This window comes from Adlercreutzia muris, assembly GCF_041223505.1.
Classification (GTDB): Bacteria; Actinomycetota; Coriobacteriia; order Coriobacteriales; family Eggerthellaceae; genus Adlercreutzia; species Adlercreutzia muris.
Window position 1 is genome coordinate 364,918 of the sequence record NZ_JBCLQK010000001.1, and the last position, 17,333, is coordinate 382,250.

The window sequence follows — 17,333 nt, forward strand, 5'->3', positions numbered from 1 at the left end:
CCGGCACTGACGCTTGTCAACAAACGGCCTACAGGACAATGATTAGCTTGCCGATCAAGGTTCTACGGCTATACTGTGTCCGTTGTCATTTTCGTCCCCAACCAAGGAGAACCGTCATGAACACCTCCCACGCCAAAGCCATCAAGGGCATGAGCATCGCCAACATCGTGCTCGCATCCCTCGGCATCATCGGCATCCTGATCGCTTGGGCCATGCTCGGCGTCGGCGGCGCCGCCATCAACGATTCCGGCTACGATTACTTCTACACCGACGAGGGCTACATCATCGAGATGAGCGATATCAACATGCTCCTCGGCATGCTCGGCGGCTTTATCTTCTGGGGCTTCGCCTGCCTGGTTCTCGTGCTCATCGCCGGCATCATGGGCGTGCGCGGCGCGAACAAGCCCGAAAAGCTGAAGAGCGTCATGGTGTGGAACATCGTGGGCGCCGTCGCCTCCTTCCTCGGTGCGGGCATCATCTCGCTCGTGCTGTGCATCGTGGTGGCCGTGTTCGCCAACAAGGACAAGAAGCTCTACGCCATGGCTTCCCCCTATGCTGCCCCCGTCTGCAACGCCCCCACCTACGGCGCCCCCGCTGCCCCCCAGGTGCCGACCCAGCCGGTCGCCCCTCAGCAGCCGGCCGTCGCGCAGGCCCCCGCGGCCCCCGCGGCCGCGCCCGTTGCCGTCGCCACCGAGACCCTCGTATCCGATCCCGCGCCTGTGACCCCCGCCACCGAAGTGGCCACCGAGGCCGTCACCGCCGAGGTAGCCGCCGCCGAGCCGGCCGTCGTCGTGCCCGACAACTACATCGAGGACGCCCAGGCCAGCGTCACCATCGTGGAGGAGACTCCCTCCGACGACAAGCCCCAGGCGTAACCGCCAACAAGGCAAATAGACACCGAGAGAGGGAGCCCAAAAGGCTCCCTCTCTTTATGCCCAACCATCCAGCCGACATCAACCAGACTGAGCAGTCCCCCGCGCGGGGACCGGACAGCACCCTACTCCTCGTAGTCCGTATCGATCACCACATCGAAGGAGTAATCCGGGTACCGCGCCGCCAGCGCCCTCACCACCGCGTCGCGCACCGCTTCCCCATCGGCCGAGAAGTCCACCACCATATCGAAGTACACCGTGCCGTCTGCCGTATCCACGTAAAACCCGTGCACCTGCCCGATGGCCGGCTCCTCTGCCACGATCTTCTGCAGATCGGCGCGCATATCGGCGAACTGCCCCTGGCTGTTGGCCGCGTAAATGCCCACGATGGCCCGGATATGGAACTTCTCCGCGAGCCCCTCGGTGATCTTGCGCGTCAACTCGTGGATCTGGCGGGCGTCGGTGGCATCGTCCACCTCGATGTGCAGGCCGCCGAGCACCTCGTTGGGCCCGAAATTGTCCAGCACGATATCGTAGGTGCCCCGCACCCCGGGAAATCCGTTCACATACGTGGCGATGGCGTTCACCAGCTTCTTGTCCTCGGGCAGCCCGATGATGGGGCCCAGGGCGTCCCGCAGCACCTCGATGCCGGCCTTGCATACCACCAGCGAGATGATAAGGCCCACGATGCCGTCGATGTTGAGCCCCCACAGGTTCTGGGCCACAGCCACCACCAGCGTGCCCGCCGACAGCACCGCGTCGTAGTTGGAGTCCACCCCCGAGGCGATGAGCGCCTCGCACTGCGTCTTGTCGCCGAAGCGCTTGAACATGATACCGATGGCGATCTTCGCCAGAATGGCCACCACGATGACCGCGATGGTGACGACCGAGTAGCTCGGCGTGCCCGGATGGATGATCTTCACCACCGATTCCCGCAGCGACACTACGCCGGCCACCAGGATAATAACGGCTATGACCACGCTCGTCAGGTATTCCACACGCCCGTAGCCGAAGGGGTGGCGGCGGTCGGGGCGGCGCCCGGCCAGCTTCGTGCCCACGATGGTCACGATGGAGGACAGGGCATCGGTGGCGTTGTTCACGCCGTCCAGAATGATAGCGATGGAATGGGACACGAATCCCACGGCCAGCTTGAATGCCACGAGCAGCAGATTGCCCGCAATGCCGTATACGCTCGCCCTAACGATCTCCCGCTCGCGATCCATAACCATCACCTTCGCTATATTATGTGCGCCCTTCTGGCTCAGCTTCGATTATAGCCCTCGCCCCCGCCGCCCTATATGCTTACCACGTAGCCTTTCCAATGCAGTTCGGCAACCTCCCGCCAACAGCGGCCTCCAGCAGCCGAAACAGGCCGCGAGTGCGGACTATATTCCGTAGAGAAGCACCGCTTCTCCCTGTCCACGCTCACTTTCAGGAGGCATCCATGGTTACCACTTCCACGGCCGCACCGGCCGCGAGTACCAACCTCACCGACGGGTTCCACGTGCTGGTCCAATCGCTGTTGAAGAACGACCTGAACCGTATGTACGGCGTCATCGGCATTCCCGTGACCGATGTGGCCCGCATCGCCCAGGCCAAGGGCATCCGCTACATCGGCATGCGCCACGAGGCCGACGCGGGCAACGCCGCTGCGGCCGAGGGCTTCATCACCGGCAAGCCCGGCCTGTATCTCACCGTGTCGGCCCCCGGGTTCCTGAACGGCATCGTGCCCTTGAAGGAGGCCACCGAGAACGGCTGGCCCGTCATCATGATGGCCGGCTCGTCATCCCGCGAGCTCATCGACTTGGGTGAGGGCGACTACGAGGGGCTCGACCAGCTGAACTACGCGAAGCCCTTCGCCAAGGCCGCCTACCGGGTCGACAAGGTGGAGGACATTCCGCTCGTGGTGGCCCGGGCCATCCGCGCCGCCTGCTCGGGGCGGCCCGGCGGCGTGTACATCGACCTGCCCGGCGACACCCTGGGCCAGACCATCGACGCCACCGTGGCCGAGGGCCTGCTGTACAAGGTGAACGACCCGGCCCCGGCCCAAATTCCCGCCCAAAGCGTCGTTGAAGAGGCCATGGCCGTGCTGGCCAGCGCTCAGAAGCCCCTCATCTACCTGGGCAAGGGCGCAGCCTACGCCCAGTGCGACGACGAGGTGCGCCAGTTCGTGGAAGCCACCGGGGCACCGTATTTGGCCATGTCCATGGCCAAGGGCCTTTTGCCCGACAACCACCCGCAGAACGCCGCCAGCGCCCGCGGCATGACCATGCGCGAGGCCGACGTGGTGGTGCTTTTGGGCGCGCGCCTGAACTGGATGCTGAACTTCGGCAAGGGCAAGCACTGGAACGAGAACGTGAAGTTCATCCAGGTGGACATCGACCCCACCGAGATCGACAACTCCCGCTATATCGCAGCCCCCGTGGTGGGCGACCTCAAGTCCACCGTGGAACTGTTCAACGACTACCTGGCCGCCCATCCCTTCAAGGCCGACCCCGCCTGGCTTGAGGCCATCCAGGCCGATTCCGCGAAGAACAACGCCCGCTTCGGCGGGGCCGAGACGGCCGACACCGTGCCCATGAACCACTATAACGCCCTGGGGGCCATCAAGAAGGTGACCGACGCCAACCACGACGTGTACATCGCCAACGAGGGCGCCAATGCGCTGGACGACTGCCGCGACATCATCGACATGTACCTGCCCCGCCACCGCCTGGACTGCGGCACCTGGGGCGTGATGGGCGTGGGCCTGCCCTACGCCATCGGCGCGGCCGTGACCACGGGCAAGCCCGTCATCTCCATCCACGGCGATTCCGCCTTCGGCTTCGACGGCATGGAGGTGGAGACCATCTGCCGCTACAACCTGCCTGTGACCGTGGTGGTGCTGAACAACGGCGGCATCTACCGCGGCGACTTCAAGAACCTCGGCACCGACGGCGACCCCTCGCCGCTGACGCTTGCGGCCTGCGCCCATTACGAGAAGCTGATGGAAGCCTTCGGCGGCACCGGCTACTACGCCACCACCCCCGCCGAGGTGGAGCAGTACGTGGCCGAGGGTGTGGCCAGCGGCAAGCCCACCCTGGTGTGCTGCGAGCTGTCCATCCACGCCGGCAAGGAATCGGGCCACATCACCTACCTGAACCCGCAGCCCGTCACCGGCCCCCTCGTCGGCAACGAGCAGGAAGACCTCGCCGAGCACCGCGAAGGCGGCAAACTCGTCGATTAAGGAAGGCATCAACTGCGGCCGACATGTCTCCCCTTCTCCACGAGCCATGTCGAATGCGCCCTCGACAATGACCGAGTGTAGAGGGGCCGTGGGGCGCCTCGACCGAGCGAGTTCCGCAGCGACGAGAACAGGACTAAACGTCCTGTTCTCCAAAGCGAGGACTGCAGAGCGAATCGAGGTGCCCCACGACCCCGACCGGCGCAGAGTCCCAAGCTAACATCAACCGAGAAAGAAGGCCCAAAATGGGAGACATCGGTACCATCATCATCGCCGACATCCTGCCGATCTTCGCCATCATGATCCTCGGCTACCTCGGCGGCAAATTGCACAAGTTCGATAACGACCAGATGCAGGGTCTGAACAAGGTCGTGCTGGACATCGCCCTGCCGGCCGCGCTGTTTCTCTCCATCACCAAGGCAACCCGCGAGATGCTGTTCAGCGACCTTCCCCTCACCCTCGTGAGCCTGGTCGTGGTCATCGGCATGTTCATGCTCAGCTTCTTTTTGTGCTGGAAGATGTTCAAGCACAACATCGCCGAGGCCGGCGTCTGCGCCCTTATCGCCGGATCGCCCACCATCGGCTTTCTGGGCTTCGCCGTGCTGGACCCGGTGTTCGGCACCGGCACCCAAACGGGCCTCGTGGTGGCCATCGTGGCCATCATCGTGAACGCCATCACCATCCCCATCGGCTTCTACCTGGTAAACAAGGGCTTGAATGCCGAGGCCGCGGGCAAGACGAAACTCGCCGCCACGGGCACGGCCGCCGTTGCGGGCAAGGGTATGCCCGCCGCGCCCGCACCGGCCAAGAAGGCCCACAACTCCAACTTGGACGCCGTCATCAAGTCGCTGAAGCAGCCGGTGGTGTGGGTGCCTATCCTGGCCGTGGTCATGGTGCTCGTCGGCATTCGGTTCCCCGCCGAGCTGGACCCCTGCTTCAGCCTCATCGCCAAGGCCAACTCCGGCTTGGCCGTGTTCGCCGCCGGCATCGCGCTGTCCACCGTGAAGTTCAGCCTGGGCAAGGAGACCCTGTGGAACGTGTTCTACCGCAACCTGCTCACCCCGGCCATCGGCCTGGCGCTGGGCCTGGTATGCGGCATCCACGGCGTGATGCTGCAGATGCTCGTGCTGGCCATCGCCCTGCCCCCGGCGTTCTCCGGCATCATCATCTCCAGCCGCTACAACATCTACGTCCGCGAAGGCGCCTCCACCGTGGCCGTGTCCACCTTGGCCTTCGCCGCCACCATGCCCCTCTGGATCGTCGTCACCCCCATGATCGAGCATATGTTCGGCGCATAGGAGGCATCCAACCCCGGAACTGCTTCCCAAGCCCGCCTGCCCTCCCAACAAGAGTGCAGGCGGGCTTACTTGCAAAAGAATGGGCTCAGTCTACAAATTCACAGTTCTTAAGGAAGTTAAAGTTCTGCATCAACCCCGCCTCCACTGGATCGGCGAAGAGCTGCTGCCCTGTCTAGCTCCTCGCTAAAGGGAAGCGTGAGCTGATAGGCTATGTAACGGTCGAAATCGCTCTCGAATAGGCTGTCTTGAACTATGCGGTATTTCTCGAACTCGCTCAAGGCAAAGGATTCCGCGACCTCCGCAGCCACCTTCCCGGGATTGTCCAAAACATCCTCTTCATTAAATTTGAGGAACGCATCCAAACGAGCAGCCCAATCCTCCATGGTCATAGGGATACGTTTCATGGCTTGGCGCTCGGCATAATCTAGATACATAGTTACAATGAGCTCCAGCGATTTTGCCTCGTCCTTATTGAGATAGTTCTTCGCGATCACCGCATCGGATCGAAGAATTTTCCCCGCAGGCGCATTGCGCCAAGTTCTCAACCCCATATGTGGCTGTTCCGCATCGGCGCGATTCATGATGAGCTCTGCCGCAGTGTTTCCGTGAACGGCATAATGCATTTTGTTTTGAACAGTAGCGAAGAACCTTCGTGTGGTCGGAGCATCGAGGTTATAGTCAATCGATGTGGCGTAAATATCAGTGATCTTTTGATAAAGCCGCCTCTCGCTCAAACGGATTTCCCTGATTTCTTCGAGAAGATGCTCGTAATAATCCTCGCCGAGAAAAGCGCCGTCCTTCATTCGCTCATCATCCATCACATAACCCTTGATGGTGTATTCCGCAAGAATGGCAGTGGCCCATTGCCGAAACTGGACAGCCCGCACAGAGTTGACCCGATATCCGACGGCGATGACAGCATCGAGGCGATAGAACAGCCTTTCGCGCTCCACCTCGCGATCACCTTCGGTTTGAACTGTTAAAAATTTCTTAACAGTTGCCTCTTTGCCAAGCTCGCCATCTACATACAGCTGCTTAAGATGCCGTGAGACATTCGGAACGCTACAATCGAAAAGCTCGGCAATCATCTTCTGGGTCGCCCAAATCATCTCATTCGTGAAGAGAACCTCAACCGCCGATTCTCCCGTTGACGCAGTAAAGGCAAGAAACTCCGCCGAGCTGCTTCGCAGGTCAACGCCAAGGATCTCGCCCTCTTCGACTTTTCTTTTTCGCGCCATAACCCGCTCCTCTATACTGAAGTACTCTTGCGTAAGGCTATCGTACAACGTTTACGGCTCATTGCAACAAATACCCCGAGGGAATCGGAGACCTCACGGTTGCCCTACGAATGGCCCCTTGGTTCCACAAGGCAATCGGACTCCTTCTAAACTGAACTTTGTTTCATCAGCTGAATACGTGAGAGGAGCTCCCATGAGCACGCAGCGCAGAGCGGTCACGGGTATGGAGGCGGCGGCGAGTGCGGCCTATGCGCTGTCGGACGTGGCGGCCATCTTCCCCATCACGCCGGCCTCGCACATGGCCGAGAAGGTGGAGTCGTGGGCGGCAGCGGGTCGCGAGAACTTCTTCGGGCACCCGGTAGTGGTGAAGGAGATGCAGTCGGAAAAGGGCGTGGCCGGCACGCTGCACGGCTGTTTGGCCGGCGGGGCGCTCGCCACTACCATGACGGCGAGCCAGGGCCTCATGCTCATGATCCCCAACATGTACAAGATATCCGGCGAGATGCTGCCCGGCGTGTTCCACATCACCACGCGCTCGTTGGCGGCCCACGCGCTGTCTATCTTCGGCGATCACCAGGACCTCATGGCCGTGCGCGCCACGGGCGTGGCCATGCTGGGCTCGGCCTCGGTGCAGGAATGCCAGGATCTCTCCTGGGTGGCGCACCTGTCGGCCATCGAGGGGAGCCTGCCCTTCGTGCACTTCTTCGACGGCTTCCGCACCTCCGACGAGGTGCAGACCATCGACGTGATCGACCCCGAAACCATGCGGCCGCTCGTGAACTGGCAGGCCGTGAGCGCCTTCCGCCACCGCGCCATGGACCCGGAGCACCCCGCCATCCGCGGCACCGCCCAGAACCCCGACATCTACTTCCAGAACCGCGAGGCCCCCAACGCCGCCTACGACGCGCTGCCGGGCATCGTGCAGAAGACCATGGATGCGCTGGCAGGCGTGTGCGGACGGCAGTATCACCTGTTCGACTACGTGGGCGCCGCCGATGCCGAGCGCGTCATCGTCACCATGGCCTCCAGCTGCGAGACCGTGGAGGCCACCGTGCGTGCCCTCGTGGACGCCGGCGAGAAGGTGGGCCTCGTGAAGGTGCGCCTGTACCGTCCCTTCTCAGCCGAGCACCTGCTGGCGGCCCTGCCGGCCACCGCGCGCGTCGTGTGCGCGCTGGACCGCACGAAGGAGCCGGGCAGCCTGGGCGAGCCGCTCTTCCTGGACGTGCAGGCCGCCGTGGCCGCCGTGCGCCCGAACGTGCGCGTCATCGGGGGTCGCTACGGACTCTCCTCCAAGGAGTTCACGCCGGCTCAAGCCAAAGCGGTCTTCGACACCATAGCCGCACCCGAGCCGAAGACGCGCTTCACCGTGGGCATCAACGACGACGTGACCCACCTATCGCTGCCCGTGCCCGTCTGGGAGCCCGCGCCTTCCCAGCCGCTTACCCAGGCCGTCTTCTACGGTTTCGGCTCCGACGGCACCGTGAGCGCCAACAAGGTGGCGGCTCGCATCGTGAGCGATGCGGCCGGCAAGTTCGTGCAGGAGTACTCCTGGTTCGACTCGAAGAAATCGGGCGGCCTCACCATCTCCTACATGCGCTTCGGCGACGGGCCCGTACACGAGCCCTGGCTCATTACGAGCGCCGACTACCTGGCCTGCCACAAGGACATTTACGTGAAGCGCGGCTACCCTATGCTCGACCGCCTGCGCGACGGGGGCACTTTCGTGCTGAACGCGCCCTGGACCACCGTTCATGAACTGGATACGGCGCTCCCCGCGAAGCTGCGGCGCGCCATTGCCGCCAAGCACGCCGACTTCTATGTCATCGATGCCGCCAAGCTGGCCGCCGATGAGGAGCTGGGCCCGCGCATCAACATGATCATGCAGACGGTGTTCTTCCGCCTGACCCGCGTGATGGACTTCGATGAGGCGGTGCAGCTGCTAAAGGAGAACGTGGCTACCGTGTACGCCTCGAAGGGAGCCGACGTGGTGGCCCGCGACCAGCAGGCCATCGATAAGGCCGCGGATGCCCTCGTGAGAATCGGCTACCCGAAGAGCTGGGAGCACGCCCGCGACGACGGTGCCGCGCCGAGTGACTACGCCGCCGGTACCGGGGCCGCCCCGGCCGTGCGCCTAGGGTCGGTGCCCGGGGAGGATGCCTTCATCAAGAACGTCTTCCGCCCCTTGGACGAACTGCGCGGCGACGAGCTGCCCGTGAGCGCCCTGGCCCCCGACGGCATCGTGCCGCCCGGGTCGGCTGCCTGCGAGAAGCGATGCGTGGCCTACGAGATTCCCGCCTGGGACGCCACCAAATGCGTGGAGTGCTACGAGTGCTCGCTCGTATGCCCCCACGCCGCCATCCGCCCCTACGTGGCCACGGCCGACGAGCTCGCCGGCGCGCCGACCGCCTTCGCCACCAAGCCCGCGCGGCTTCCGCAACTGGCCGACATGGCCTTCCGCATTCAGGTGTACCCGGAAGACTGCGTGGGCTGCGGCAGCTGCGCCGACAACTGCCCGGCCCCGGGCAAGGCGCTCACCATGCAACCGCTGGCCAGCCAACTTGCCACCCAAAAGGAGAACCTCGCCTTCGCCCAGGCCAACATCGCGCTGAAGGACGACCGCGTGCCCACCGATTCCGTTCCCGGCACCCAGCTGCAGAAACCGCTGCTGGAGTTCTCCGGCTGCTGCGGCGGCTGCGGCGAGACGCCTTACGTGAAGCTGCTCACCCAGTTGTTCGGCGACCGCCTCATCATCGCGAACGCCACGGGCTGCTCCTCTATCTGGGGCGCCTACATGCCCTCGATGCCCTACACGGTGAAGCCGAACGGTCACGGTCCGGCCTGGGGAAACTCGCTGTTCGAGGACAACGGGGAATTCGGCTACGGCATCGCCAAGGCCGTGAAGGTGCGCCGGCGCCATCTTACCGACCTCGTGAAGCGAGCCGTGGGAGCAACAGGCGAGAACGCGGGCACCGCGCGGGCCGTCTCCGTAGGGGGCAACCTCAGTCGTCCCTCGGCCGGAAGTGGTACCGAGCAATGCGCCAGCGCCGTACCGGTTGCGACCCTGGACGGGCTGAAACGCGCCCCTGCGGAGGACGGGGCAGAGCGCTCAGAAGAGTCAACTGGCCCCGTCTTCTCCCCCGCCACCACCGCGCTCTTGAGCGGTTGGCTCGCCGTGGCCGACGACAGCGCCCTGGCCTATGGGGCGGGCCAGGCCGCCCAGACGGCCCTGCGCGCGGAACGGCACTCCCTGGCCCCCGAAAGCCCCGCGGCCGACCTGGCCGATGAGATCCTCGACTACGGGGAGATGTTCGGCGTCAAGAGCATCTGGGCCGTGGGCGGCGACGGCTGGGCCTACGACATCGGCTTCGGCGGCCTCGACGAGGTACTGGCCTCGGGCGAGAACATCAACGTGCTCGTGCTGGACACCGAGGGCTACTCCAACACCGGCGGCGAGATGTCGAAGGCCACGGAGCTCTCCAGCGTGTCCGGCTTCACCCTGGACGGCAAGCCCACGCCTCGCAAGGATCTGGGGCGCATGATGATGCAGTACGGGTACGTGTACGTGGCCCAGGTGTGCCTCGGTGCCAACATGGGGCAGACCATCGCCGCCCTGCGCGAGGCCGAAGCCTACGACGGCCCCTCCATCGTGATCGCCCTGTGCCCGTGCATCAGCTGGGGTATCAAGGGCGGCATGAGCACGAATCTGCGCGTGGCCCGGGAAGGCGTGGAAGCCGGCTACTGGCCGCTGTTCCGCTTCAACCCTCAGCAGGCTGCCGCAGGACACGACCCCCTGACCGTGGACTACCGGGCCCCCGACGGCCACCTGGACGACTTCCTCAACCGTCAGGACCGTTTCACCTCGCTGCTGGCCCGCGACCCAGCCCGCGCCCGCACGCTGCACAGCGAGCTTTCCAAAGACCTCGCCCGCGAGTACACCGAGCTGGAGCGCACCGTGAAGGTGTACGAGCCCGAGGCTTAAAAACTATGGCATGATAAAAGAGCCCCTTCGGTCCTTTGAGGGGCTCGATCAGGCTCATCGGGAAGGGCCTACTCCTCCCCGTCGCCTTGTTCGGCGTTGGGGTCAACGCCGTCGGGATCGAACTCGAAGAGATCGCCGGGCTGGCAGTGAAGTTCCTTGCAGATCTTCATCATGGTGGAGAAGCGAATGGCCTTGATACGGCCCGTGCGAATGCGGGAGATGTTCACCGGGGAAATCTCGATACGACGAGACAGCTCGTTCACGGACATCTTGCGGTCCGCCATCACCCGATCAAGCCTGGAAATAATACGCATGGGACAGCCTTCATACGGTATCGTCGCTTAACTGCTGTAGCAATGCCGCATAGCGAAAAATTGCCGACAACGAGTACATGATACCAGAGAACACCAGCATGCCCACATTGAGGTTGATCGTATTTGCTGATTCTCCTCCATTTATATCAAAGGTCGCATCAAGCGGTTCGGATACCTGATATACAGCCACAATATCGAAGGCAAGATCAACGAAAAAGAGGGCAAGAGCGAGAAGGGCGATCAAGCGAAGCCGATCGGCTTGTTTGACGGACAGAGGGACACCCCGGGCAACTACATCACCGAAAAGAGCAATGAAAATCAGGAGCATGGCGAGAAAGAGGGCGCCATGGAGAACGGAGTAGAACACCGCTGAGGTAGAACCCAAGCCATTGCCGCCCATAAGAGCAAGCACGGTTGCGGCGATCCAAATAAGCGCGTAGACGCCGGCAAAAACCATACAGGCCACTCTAATCAGCCTACACCTCGATTGCGCTTTGCCGAGTGCGCACTTCAAGTTCATCTCATCGGTATTCGACACCATCGTAAGCTCTTTTCTCTGTAGGCGCTCTCCCAGTTACCGCATCCTCGCTGCTATGCTCCCACCCGGATGCACGGGCTCACGGGACCAATCGTCACGCAAATATCCAGTGGAGCTGGCTCTCCATAAAACAGCATGGCTCACACCTCCTTTCCCATCTCGGCTCCCATCATGGCCTGAAAGAGAAGACGGTAGAACGTCCTCATCAGGGTGCAATAGGGATCCCGCGCGCCCACGTCGCCCGTGGCGAAGTAGGCGCGGGCCCGGCAGCCGCCTCCGCAGAGGTAGCGAATCTCGCAGGCGCCGCACGGGACCAGCTCGTCCACGGGCGGCGCGGGTCGGCGGAGCCGTTCCAAACACGCCGGATCGTCGTGCAGCGATCCCGCGCAAAAGGCCTCATCGTGCAGCAGATGGCACGGGAACACCTCTCCATCAGCCGACACGCTCACCACAGAGCAGCCCGCGCCGCACCCCGTTGTGGTGCACAGCCCCGTGCTCACCGGCGTATCGGCCAGCAGCGGCACCCCGCCCGGGGCCAGACCCAGGGTGGCTCGGGCCAGGGCGACCAGAGCCTCCTCGTCGGGCAGCGCCGCCGCGAGCTCTCCCCCGTCGGCCGGGGCCGAGAGCAGACTGAAGTTGATGGTCGCCCCCAACTCCTCGGCTAAGGCGCAGTAGGAGCCCATAGCGTCTCCGTTGCCCCGGTGAATGGTCGGGATGATGTGGGCCCGCACGCCCGCAGCTCGAATGCGCTTTACCGTTTCCACCAACTCCGAAAAGCGATTCTCCCGCCGGATAGCCGATACCGCGCGAGCATCGGCCCCGTCGAAGGACACCGAGATGCAATCAACCCACGGCGCCAGGGCCTCCAGCACTTCCCCGGTCACCCGCGTGCCGTTCGTGAGCACGTCCACCTGCTCGATGCCTGCCTCCTTGGCCCCGGCGGCGATAGCTGCCAAATCATCGCGCAGAAACGGCTCGCCACCGGAAATGACCAAGCGCGTCACGCCCGCAGCCGCCAAACGATCCACAATCCCGAGCATCGTCTCAAGGGGCAGGTCATCCTTCTCGTTGCGGCCGTCTACAGCGGAATAGCAGCCAACGCAGCGCAGGTTGCAGCGGTGGGTGACGTGCAGATAGGCCGCTTGCAGCTTCGGCTCCCCATCAGCGCGCGCCTCCTCGCCGAAACCGCCGCGGCGCAAATGCTCCAACAGGCGCTCGTCCACGGCGGCAACGACCTCGTCGGGCACATCTTCGGTGAACATGCGGTGGCACAGGGCACGGCCCTCCGGAGTCAGGCCGATAACCGCACCCGTCGCCGTGTTGCCGATCATGGGAATGGAGAACGGTTCGTGCTCCACGATGGTATGGCCGAACCTCATCCTGGGCTCCCCTCATTACGTGACATTTTAGCTATTTTCGATCATTTCTCATCCTCATTTATGCGTTGACCACCATAAAATGTCGCGTTATTAACATGAAACGCTAGAGATCTTTCAAAAGGGGCTCCCATCAGGCAACTTTTCTTCGGCAAGCCCCGGCTGCCAGCAATTGGAAGCTGCCCGGACAACGAAAATCCGTCCGAGCGCTGAGTAGGCCAAAAATAGTATTTCCGAAAAGCGCAGACCGCCCGAGGACCACCGAAGATGCCGAGGCTACACGGGCTACATGCCGCGGAAAATATCCTCGAGGGTAATGCCGAGCGAGGTGGCTATCTTCTGGAGCGTGCGCAAGGTGAGGTTCTTCTTACCGGCCTCGATCTCGCTCATATAGGATTTGGTCATGGAGGTCATGAGCGCCAGCTGCGACTGCGATACGCCCTTGGATATGCGAATATCCCGAATGCGTTTTCCGATTCTATTCTGCAGTCGATTGCTCATGGCCCCAAGGCTACCTTGCCCTGTAAAAAGCGGTTTTCTTATAACAGAACTTACGGCGAACTTCAGCAAATATGCAAAACGCCGGGCCCCGAAAGGGAACCCGGCGCTTGTTGCGGGCGGCCCGTTTTCACCGAAGCGATGCACCCCGCGAAAGGCCGAACGGCCCAACTTACTTCTTAATCACCTGCACGGCCGCATTGTGCGGTGTCGTCGGCGCTTCCAACACGCCGGCCTGGGTGTACTGCTGCACCTGATCGGCCGTATAGCCCAAGCTCTCCAGAATCTCGGCGTTGTGCTCGCCCAGATCGGGGGCGCGCTGGTAGTCCGGCTTGAAGTTCGACATCGTGAACGGCAGGCCGATGGTCTTGAACTTCCCGCGGGCGCCGCCCTGGTCGATCTCGGGGATGGTACCGTCGGTGGTCAGGTCGGGGTCGTGCTCGATCTCGTACCAGTCGAGCACCGGGCCCACCGGCACGCCGGCCGCGCCCAGCTTGTCCGTCAACTCGAACTTATCGTACTGCTTGGTGAATTCCTCGATGATCGGGTACAGCTCCTGCTTGTGTAGCTGGCGGTTCTGCCACGGCGTGAACCGGGCGTCGGTTGCCAGCTCCGGCTTGCCGATGGCCTCGGCCAGAATCTTGAAGGCCTTGTCGGAGTTCTGCACGACGATGTACACGAAGGCATTAGGGTCGCTCTCCCAGCCCTTGGCCTTGTAGCACCAGCCAATGACCTGGCCGCCCTCGGTATTCTCGGCGCGCGGGATAGCGCGGCCCCAATCAAAGTTCGGGTACACCTCGTAATGCGGCAGAGCCCCCAGGTTGTCCAGCATCAGCTGATCGCGCAGCTTGATGCGGCACAGGTTCAGCACGGCGTTCTGCATGGACTGGTACACGTAGCAGCCCTCGCCCGTGCGCTCGCGCTGCAGCAGCGCCGACAGGATGCCGATGAGGAAGTGCATACCAGTGTTGGAATCGCCCAGGGCCGCAGCGGACTGGGTGGGCACGTTGAAGTCGCCCTCGTTCCAGCCGGTAGTGGAGGCGGCGCCGCCGGCTGACTGGGCCACGGGCTCGAAGGCCTTCACGTGGGCGAAGCGCGAGCCCTGGTTGAATCCCTTAAGCGAGGCCATGATGCAGCGCGGGTTGATGGCGTGCACCTGCTCCCAGCCAAATCCCATCTTCTCCACGTCGCCCGGGCCGATGTTCTCCACGAACAGGTCGGCCTCCTTCAGCAGCTTGGTCAGAATCTCCTTGCCCTCGGGCGTCTTCACGTTCAGGGTGAGGGACTTCTTGTTGGCGTTCAACTGAAGATAGTACAGGCTCCAGGAATCGGCGATGTCCAGCAGCTCGGTACGGGTCGGATCGCCGCCCGGGCGCTCGATCTTGATGACCTCAGCGCCCATCCAGGCCAGAAACTGGGTGCAGGAGGGGCCCGACTGAACCTCGGTCCAGTCGATGACCTTGATGCCCGCCAAAGGGGCCGTGGAATTCGCGTTTGTTGCAGTCACGGGAACACCTCGCTTCTCGAAGGATTTAGAATGTGCTACGGCATCCATTCTAGAAAGCGGATGACGGCAACCCCGTTCGCTGAGCGCCTTTGTCACAGAGCGGTTTGCAGATTGTGGTGAGAAGGGAAGGTACCCATGGGCAGCGAGCACCAGAAATTGAAGCTCCTCTATCTGATGCAGATGCTCTACGAGCAGACCGACGAGGCCCACGGGCTGACTACGCCGGAGCTCATCGAGGGCCTCGCCGAGCGCGGTGTGGATGCCGAGCGCAAATCCATTTACCGTGACCTGGAGACCCTGCGCTCCTTCGGCCTCGCCATAGAGAAGCTGCCCACCCGCCCCGTGAGCTACGCTCTGGCCAGCCGCACCTTCTCCGCAGCCGAGCTCATGCTCCTCGTGGACGCGGTGCAGTCATCGCGCTTCCTCACCCGTCGCATGGCCAACCGCCTTGTCGGGGGCATCGCCTCCCTCGGCTCGTGCCACCAGGAGCAGGCCCTCTCCCGCAACGTGCACGTGGAAGGCCGCATCACCATGCAGAACGAGTCGGTGTTTCATCATGTGAGCACTATCCACGAGGCCCTGCGCCAGCGCCGCCAGGTGGCCTTCCGCTACGTGAAGCATGACGTCCACAAGCGGCCCGTGGCCCAGAAGGACGGACGGCTCTACCGGGAGACGCCGGTGCGCCTCATATACTCCGAGGGATGCTACTACCTCATCGCCTACAACGAAAAGCACGAGAGCTTCCCCGCCTACCGCGTGGACCGCATGCAGGGGCTGCGCCTCACCGATACGCCGGCCGTGCGCAACACGGCCATCGCCACCTTCGACGCCGATGCCTACAGCGCCCGCACCTTCTCCATGTTCGGGGGCGCGACGCGACGGGTGACCCTGCTCGTGGAAGAGCCGGTCATGAGCGCTATGCTGGACCGCTTCGGAAAGGACGTGGAGAGCGCGGTCATCGATGAGCGATGGGCCCGCGTCTATGTCACCGTGACGCCGAGCCCGGTGTTCTTCGGGTGGCTCGCCCAGTTCGGTCGCGGCGTGCGCATCGAGGCCCCCAGCGATCTGGCCACGGAATACGCCGCCTACCTTCGCGACATCTTGGAAGATTACGCCTAGGGCCACGCCGCCTCGAGCATTCCGTACCAGGAAACCGCCTTTGGCGCCGACGACGCTCACGACACTCACGATACTTGCGATGTTCGCACAAGGCCGCTGGCGCAACCGTCGCCCTCTCATGGGAGGTGTTGCGCGCCCCACAAGGCCGCTGCGTTTCCATAATCGCGCTTCCTGCGCAGTAAACTCCGCGAAGTAGACGCGAAGGGAGCCTTCCCGGCCCTTGCCAGCCAGGGAGGCTCCCTGTCACCTGGGAAAACATCTGGACGGAGACCACCAACGCGCGAATCCCGAGCAGCCTATATCTATCTCGCGGAGTTTGCTGCACAATTTCAGCCTCTTCGGAAACAGACGGACCCAAAACCATCTCCTCCGCCACATAGGCCAAGGCGACCCCAGAACCGGGCTTTCCCGATGCCGCCTTACCTACTCGAAGTCGAACATGGCGGTGGAGAGATAGCGCTCGCCGGTGTCGGGTAGGATGACGACGATGGTCTTGCCGGCGTTCTCGGGGCGGGCGGCCACTTTGGTGGCGGCGGCCACGGCGGCTCCGGCCGAAATGCCCACGAGCAGGCCATCCCGCGCCGCCAGCTCGCGGCCGGCCTCGAAGGCCTCGTCGTCGGTGATGGCCAGCACCTCGTCGTAGATGTCGGTGTTCAGCGTGTCGGGCACGAACCCGGCGCCGATGCCCTGAATCTTGTGGGAGCCGGCGCGTCCCTCGGACAGCACCGGCGAGCCGGCCGGCTCCACAGCCACCACCTGGATGTCCGGGTTCTGGGCCTTCAGGTAGGCCCCGGTGCCCGAAATGGTGCCGCCGGTGCCCACGCCGGCCACGAGGATGTCCACCGTCCCGTCGGTATCCTTCCAGATCTCGGGCCCGGTGGTGCGCTCGTGCACAGCAGGATTCGCCGCATTGGTGAACTGCGAGGGAATGAACGAGTTGGGAATCTCGGCGGCCAGCTCATCAGCTTTGGCGATGGCGCCCTTCATACCCTTGGCGCCCTCGGTGAGCACCAGCTCGGCCCCATAGGCGCGCATGAGGTTGCGCCGTTCCTGGGACATGGTCTCGGGCATGGTGATGATGATGCGGTTGCCGCGCACGGCCGCCAAAGCCGCCAGGCCGATACCGGTGTTGCCGGACGTGGGCTCGATGAGCACCGTCTCGTCGTCGATGAGCCCGGCGGCCTCGGCCGCCTCGATCATGGCGAGGGCGGCGCGGTCCTTCACCGAGCCGGTGGGGTTGAAGGACTCCACCTTCCCGAGCAGCGTAGCTGGCACGCCGCAGGCCCGCTCGTAGTTGGCCAATTCCACCAGGGGCGTGTGCCCGATCAGCTCGGCAATGCTCTTGTGCACGTTCATGGAAAGTCCTTTCGC

The 17,333-nt window shown here is 63.3% G+C and carries 13 protein-coding genes; 5 read left to right on the plus strand and 8 right to left on the minus strand.

What is annotated here, in order from left to right; translation table 11 throughout:
• The first annotated feature begins 116 nt into the window (after window positions 1–116).
• A complete protein-coding gene (locus tag AAK988_RS01435; RefSeq protein WP_242369881.1) occupies window positions 117–875 on the plus strand; it encodes a hypothetical protein in 759 nt (252 codons plus the stop codon).
• Between the two features lie 122 nt (window positions 876–997).
• On the opposite strand, the gene AAK988_RS01440 is transcribed toward AAK988_RS01435, so the two are convergent.
• Window positions 998–2,095, minus strand: coding sequence for a cation diffusion facilitator family transporter (locus AAK988_RS01440; RefSeq protein ID WP_369873125.1), 1,098 nt, complete (start codon window positions 2,093–2,095; stop codon window positions 998–1,000).
• Between the two features lie 221 nt (window positions 2,096–2,316).
• Between AAK988_RS01440 and oxc the strand changes: the two genes are divergently transcribed.
• Window positions 2,317–4,098, plus strand: coding sequence for an oxalyl-CoA decarboxylase (gene oxc, locus AAK988_RS01445; protein WP_369880286.1), 1,782 nt, complete (start codon window positions 2,317–2,319; stop codon window positions 4,096–4,098).
• A 242-nt stretch (window positions 4,099–4,340) separates the two neighbouring features.
• The gene (locus AAK988_RS01450; RefSeq protein ID WP_369873123.1) at window positions 4,341–5,393 is read left to right on the plus strand and encodes an AEC family transporter; all 1,053 of its coding nucleotides are present in this window, start codon (window positions 4,341–4,343) and stop codon (window positions 5,391–5,393) included.
• Window positions 5,394–5,509: 116 nt separating this feature from the next.
• On the opposite strand, the gene AAK988_RS01455 is transcribed toward AAK988_RS01450, so the two are convergent.
• Window positions 5,510–6,631 (minus strand): virulence RhuM family protein, encoded by a 1,122-nt coding sequence (locus tag AAK988_RS01455; RefSeq protein WP_369880287.1) that lies wholly within the window; start codon window positions 6,629–6,631, stop codon window positions 5,510–5,512.
• 193 nt (window positions 6,632–6,824) lie between these two features.
• Between AAK988_RS01455 and nifJ the strand changes: the two genes are divergently transcribed.
• Window positions 6,825–10,610: a pyruvate:ferredoxin (flavodoxin) oxidoreductase gene (nifJ, locus tag AAK988_RS01460; protein ID WP_369873122.1), complete on the plus strand. Its 3,786-nt coding sequence runs from the start codon at window positions 6,825–6,827 to the stop codon at window positions 10,608–10,610.
• A 68-nt stretch (window positions 10,611–10,678) separates the two neighbouring features.
• Here nifJ and AAK988_RS01465 read toward each other — a convergent pair whose 3' ends face one another.
• From AAK988_RS01465 to frc, 5 genes are all read right to left on the minus strand, one after another.
• On the minus strand, window positions 10,679–10,924 hold the full coding sequence (locus AAK988_RS01465; protein WP_151431985.1) for a helix-turn-helix domain-containing protein: 246 nt from the start codon (window positions 10,922–10,924) through the stop codon (window positions 10,679–10,681).
• 10 nt (window positions 10,925–10,934) lie between these two features.
• Window positions 10,935–11,465 (minus strand): hypothetical protein, encoded by a 531-nt coding sequence (locus AAK988_RS01470; protein WP_369873121.1) that lies wholly within the window; start codon window positions 11,463–11,465, stop codon window positions 10,935–10,937.
• Window positions 11,466–11,602: 137 nt separating this feature from the next.
• On the minus strand, window positions 11,603–12,841 hold the full coding sequence (locus tag AAK988_RS01475) for a radical SAM protein (protein WP_369873120.1): 1,239 nt from the start codon (window positions 12,839–12,841) through the stop codon (window positions 11,603–11,605).
• Between the two features lie 282 nt (window positions 12,842–13,123).
• The gene (locus AAK988_RS01480; RefSeq protein WP_135970915.1) at window positions 13,124–13,339 is read right to left on the minus strand and encodes a helix-turn-helix domain-containing protein; all 216 of its coding nucleotides are present in this window, start codon (window positions 13,337–13,339) and stop codon (window positions 13,124–13,126) included.
• A 169-nt stretch (window positions 13,340–13,508) separates the two neighbouring features.
• Window positions 13,509–14,843 carry a formyl-CoA transferase gene (frc, locus tag AAK988_RS01485; RefSeq protein ID WP_242369872.1) on the minus strand — a complete coding sequence of 445 codons (1,335 nt, stop codon included), beginning with the start codon at window positions 14,841–14,843 and terminating at the stop codon, window positions 13,509–13,511.
• Between the two features lie 135 nt (window positions 14,844–14,978).
• On the opposite strand from frc, the gene AAK988_RS01490 reads away from it, so the two are divergent.
• Window positions 14,979–15,962 (plus strand): helix-turn-helix transcriptional regulator, encoded by a 984-nt coding sequence (locus tag AAK988_RS01490; RefSeq protein WP_369880288.1) that lies wholly within the window; start codon window positions 14,979–14,981, stop codon window positions 15,960–15,962.
• Between the two features lie 423 nt (window positions 15,963–16,385).
• Here AAK988_RS01490 and cysK read toward each other — a convergent pair whose 3' ends face one another.
• Window positions 16,386–17,318, minus strand: a complete 933-nt coding sequence (cysK, locus tag AAK988_RS01495; protein WP_369873118.1) for a cysteine synthase A — start codon at window positions 17,316–17,318, stop codon at window positions 16,386–16,388.
• Between the last annotated feature and the right edge of the window lie 15 nt (window positions 17,319–17,333).

What these genes read in the sequence shown, in the direction of transcription:
- AAK988_RS01480 (WP_135970915.1), bottom strand. Translation starts at nt 13,339, where the DNA reads ATGAGCAATCGACTGCAGAATAGAATCGGAAAACGCATTCGGGATATT.
- AAK988_RS01490 (WP_369880288.1), top strand. Translation starts at nt 14,979, where the DNA reads ATGGGCAGCGAGCACCAGAAATTGAAGCTCCTCTATCTGATGCAGATG.
- AAK988_RS01475 (WP_369873120.1), bottom strand. Translation starts at nt 12,841, where the DNA reads ATGAGGTTCGGCCATACCATCGTGGAGCACGAACCGTTCTCCATTCCC.
- AAK988_RS01470 (WP_369873121.1), bottom strand. Translation starts at nt 11,465, where the DNA reads ATGGTGTCGAATACCGATGAGATGAACTTGAAGTGCGCACTCGGCAAA.
- cysK (WP_369873118.1), bottom strand. Translation starts at nt 17,318, where the DNA reads ATGAACGTGCACAAGAGCATTGCCGAGCTGATCGGGCACACGCCCCTG.
- AAK988_RS01465 (WP_151431985.1), bottom strand. Translation starts at nt 10,924, where the DNA reads ATGCGTATTATTTCCAGGCTTGATCGGGTGATGGCGGACCGCAAGATG.
- AAK988_RS01455 (WP_369880287.1), bottom strand. Translation starts at nt 6,631, where the DNA reads ATGGCGCGAAAAAGAAAAGTCGAAGAGGGCGAGATCCTTGGCGTTGAC.
- AAK988_RS01435 (WP_242369881.1), top strand. Translation starts at nt 117, where the DNA reads ATGAACACCTCCCACGCCAAAGCCATCAAGGGCATGAGCATCGCCAAC.
- AAK988_RS01450 (WP_369873123.1), top strand. Translation starts at nt 4,341, where the DNA reads ATGGGAGACATCGGTACCATCATCATCGCCGACATCCTGCCGATCTTC.
- oxc (WP_369880286.1), top strand. Translation starts at nt 2,317, where the DNA reads ATGGTTACCACTTCCACGGCCGCACCGGCCGCGAGTACCAACCTCACC.
- AAK988_RS01440 (WP_369873125.1), bottom strand. Translation starts at nt 2,095, where the DNA reads ATGGATCGCGAGCGGGAGATCGTTAGGGCGAGCGTATACGGCATTGCG.
- nifJ (WP_369873122.1), top strand. Translation starts at nt 6,825, where the DNA reads ATGAGCACGCAGCGCAGAGCGGTCACGGGTATGGAGGCGGCGGCGAGT.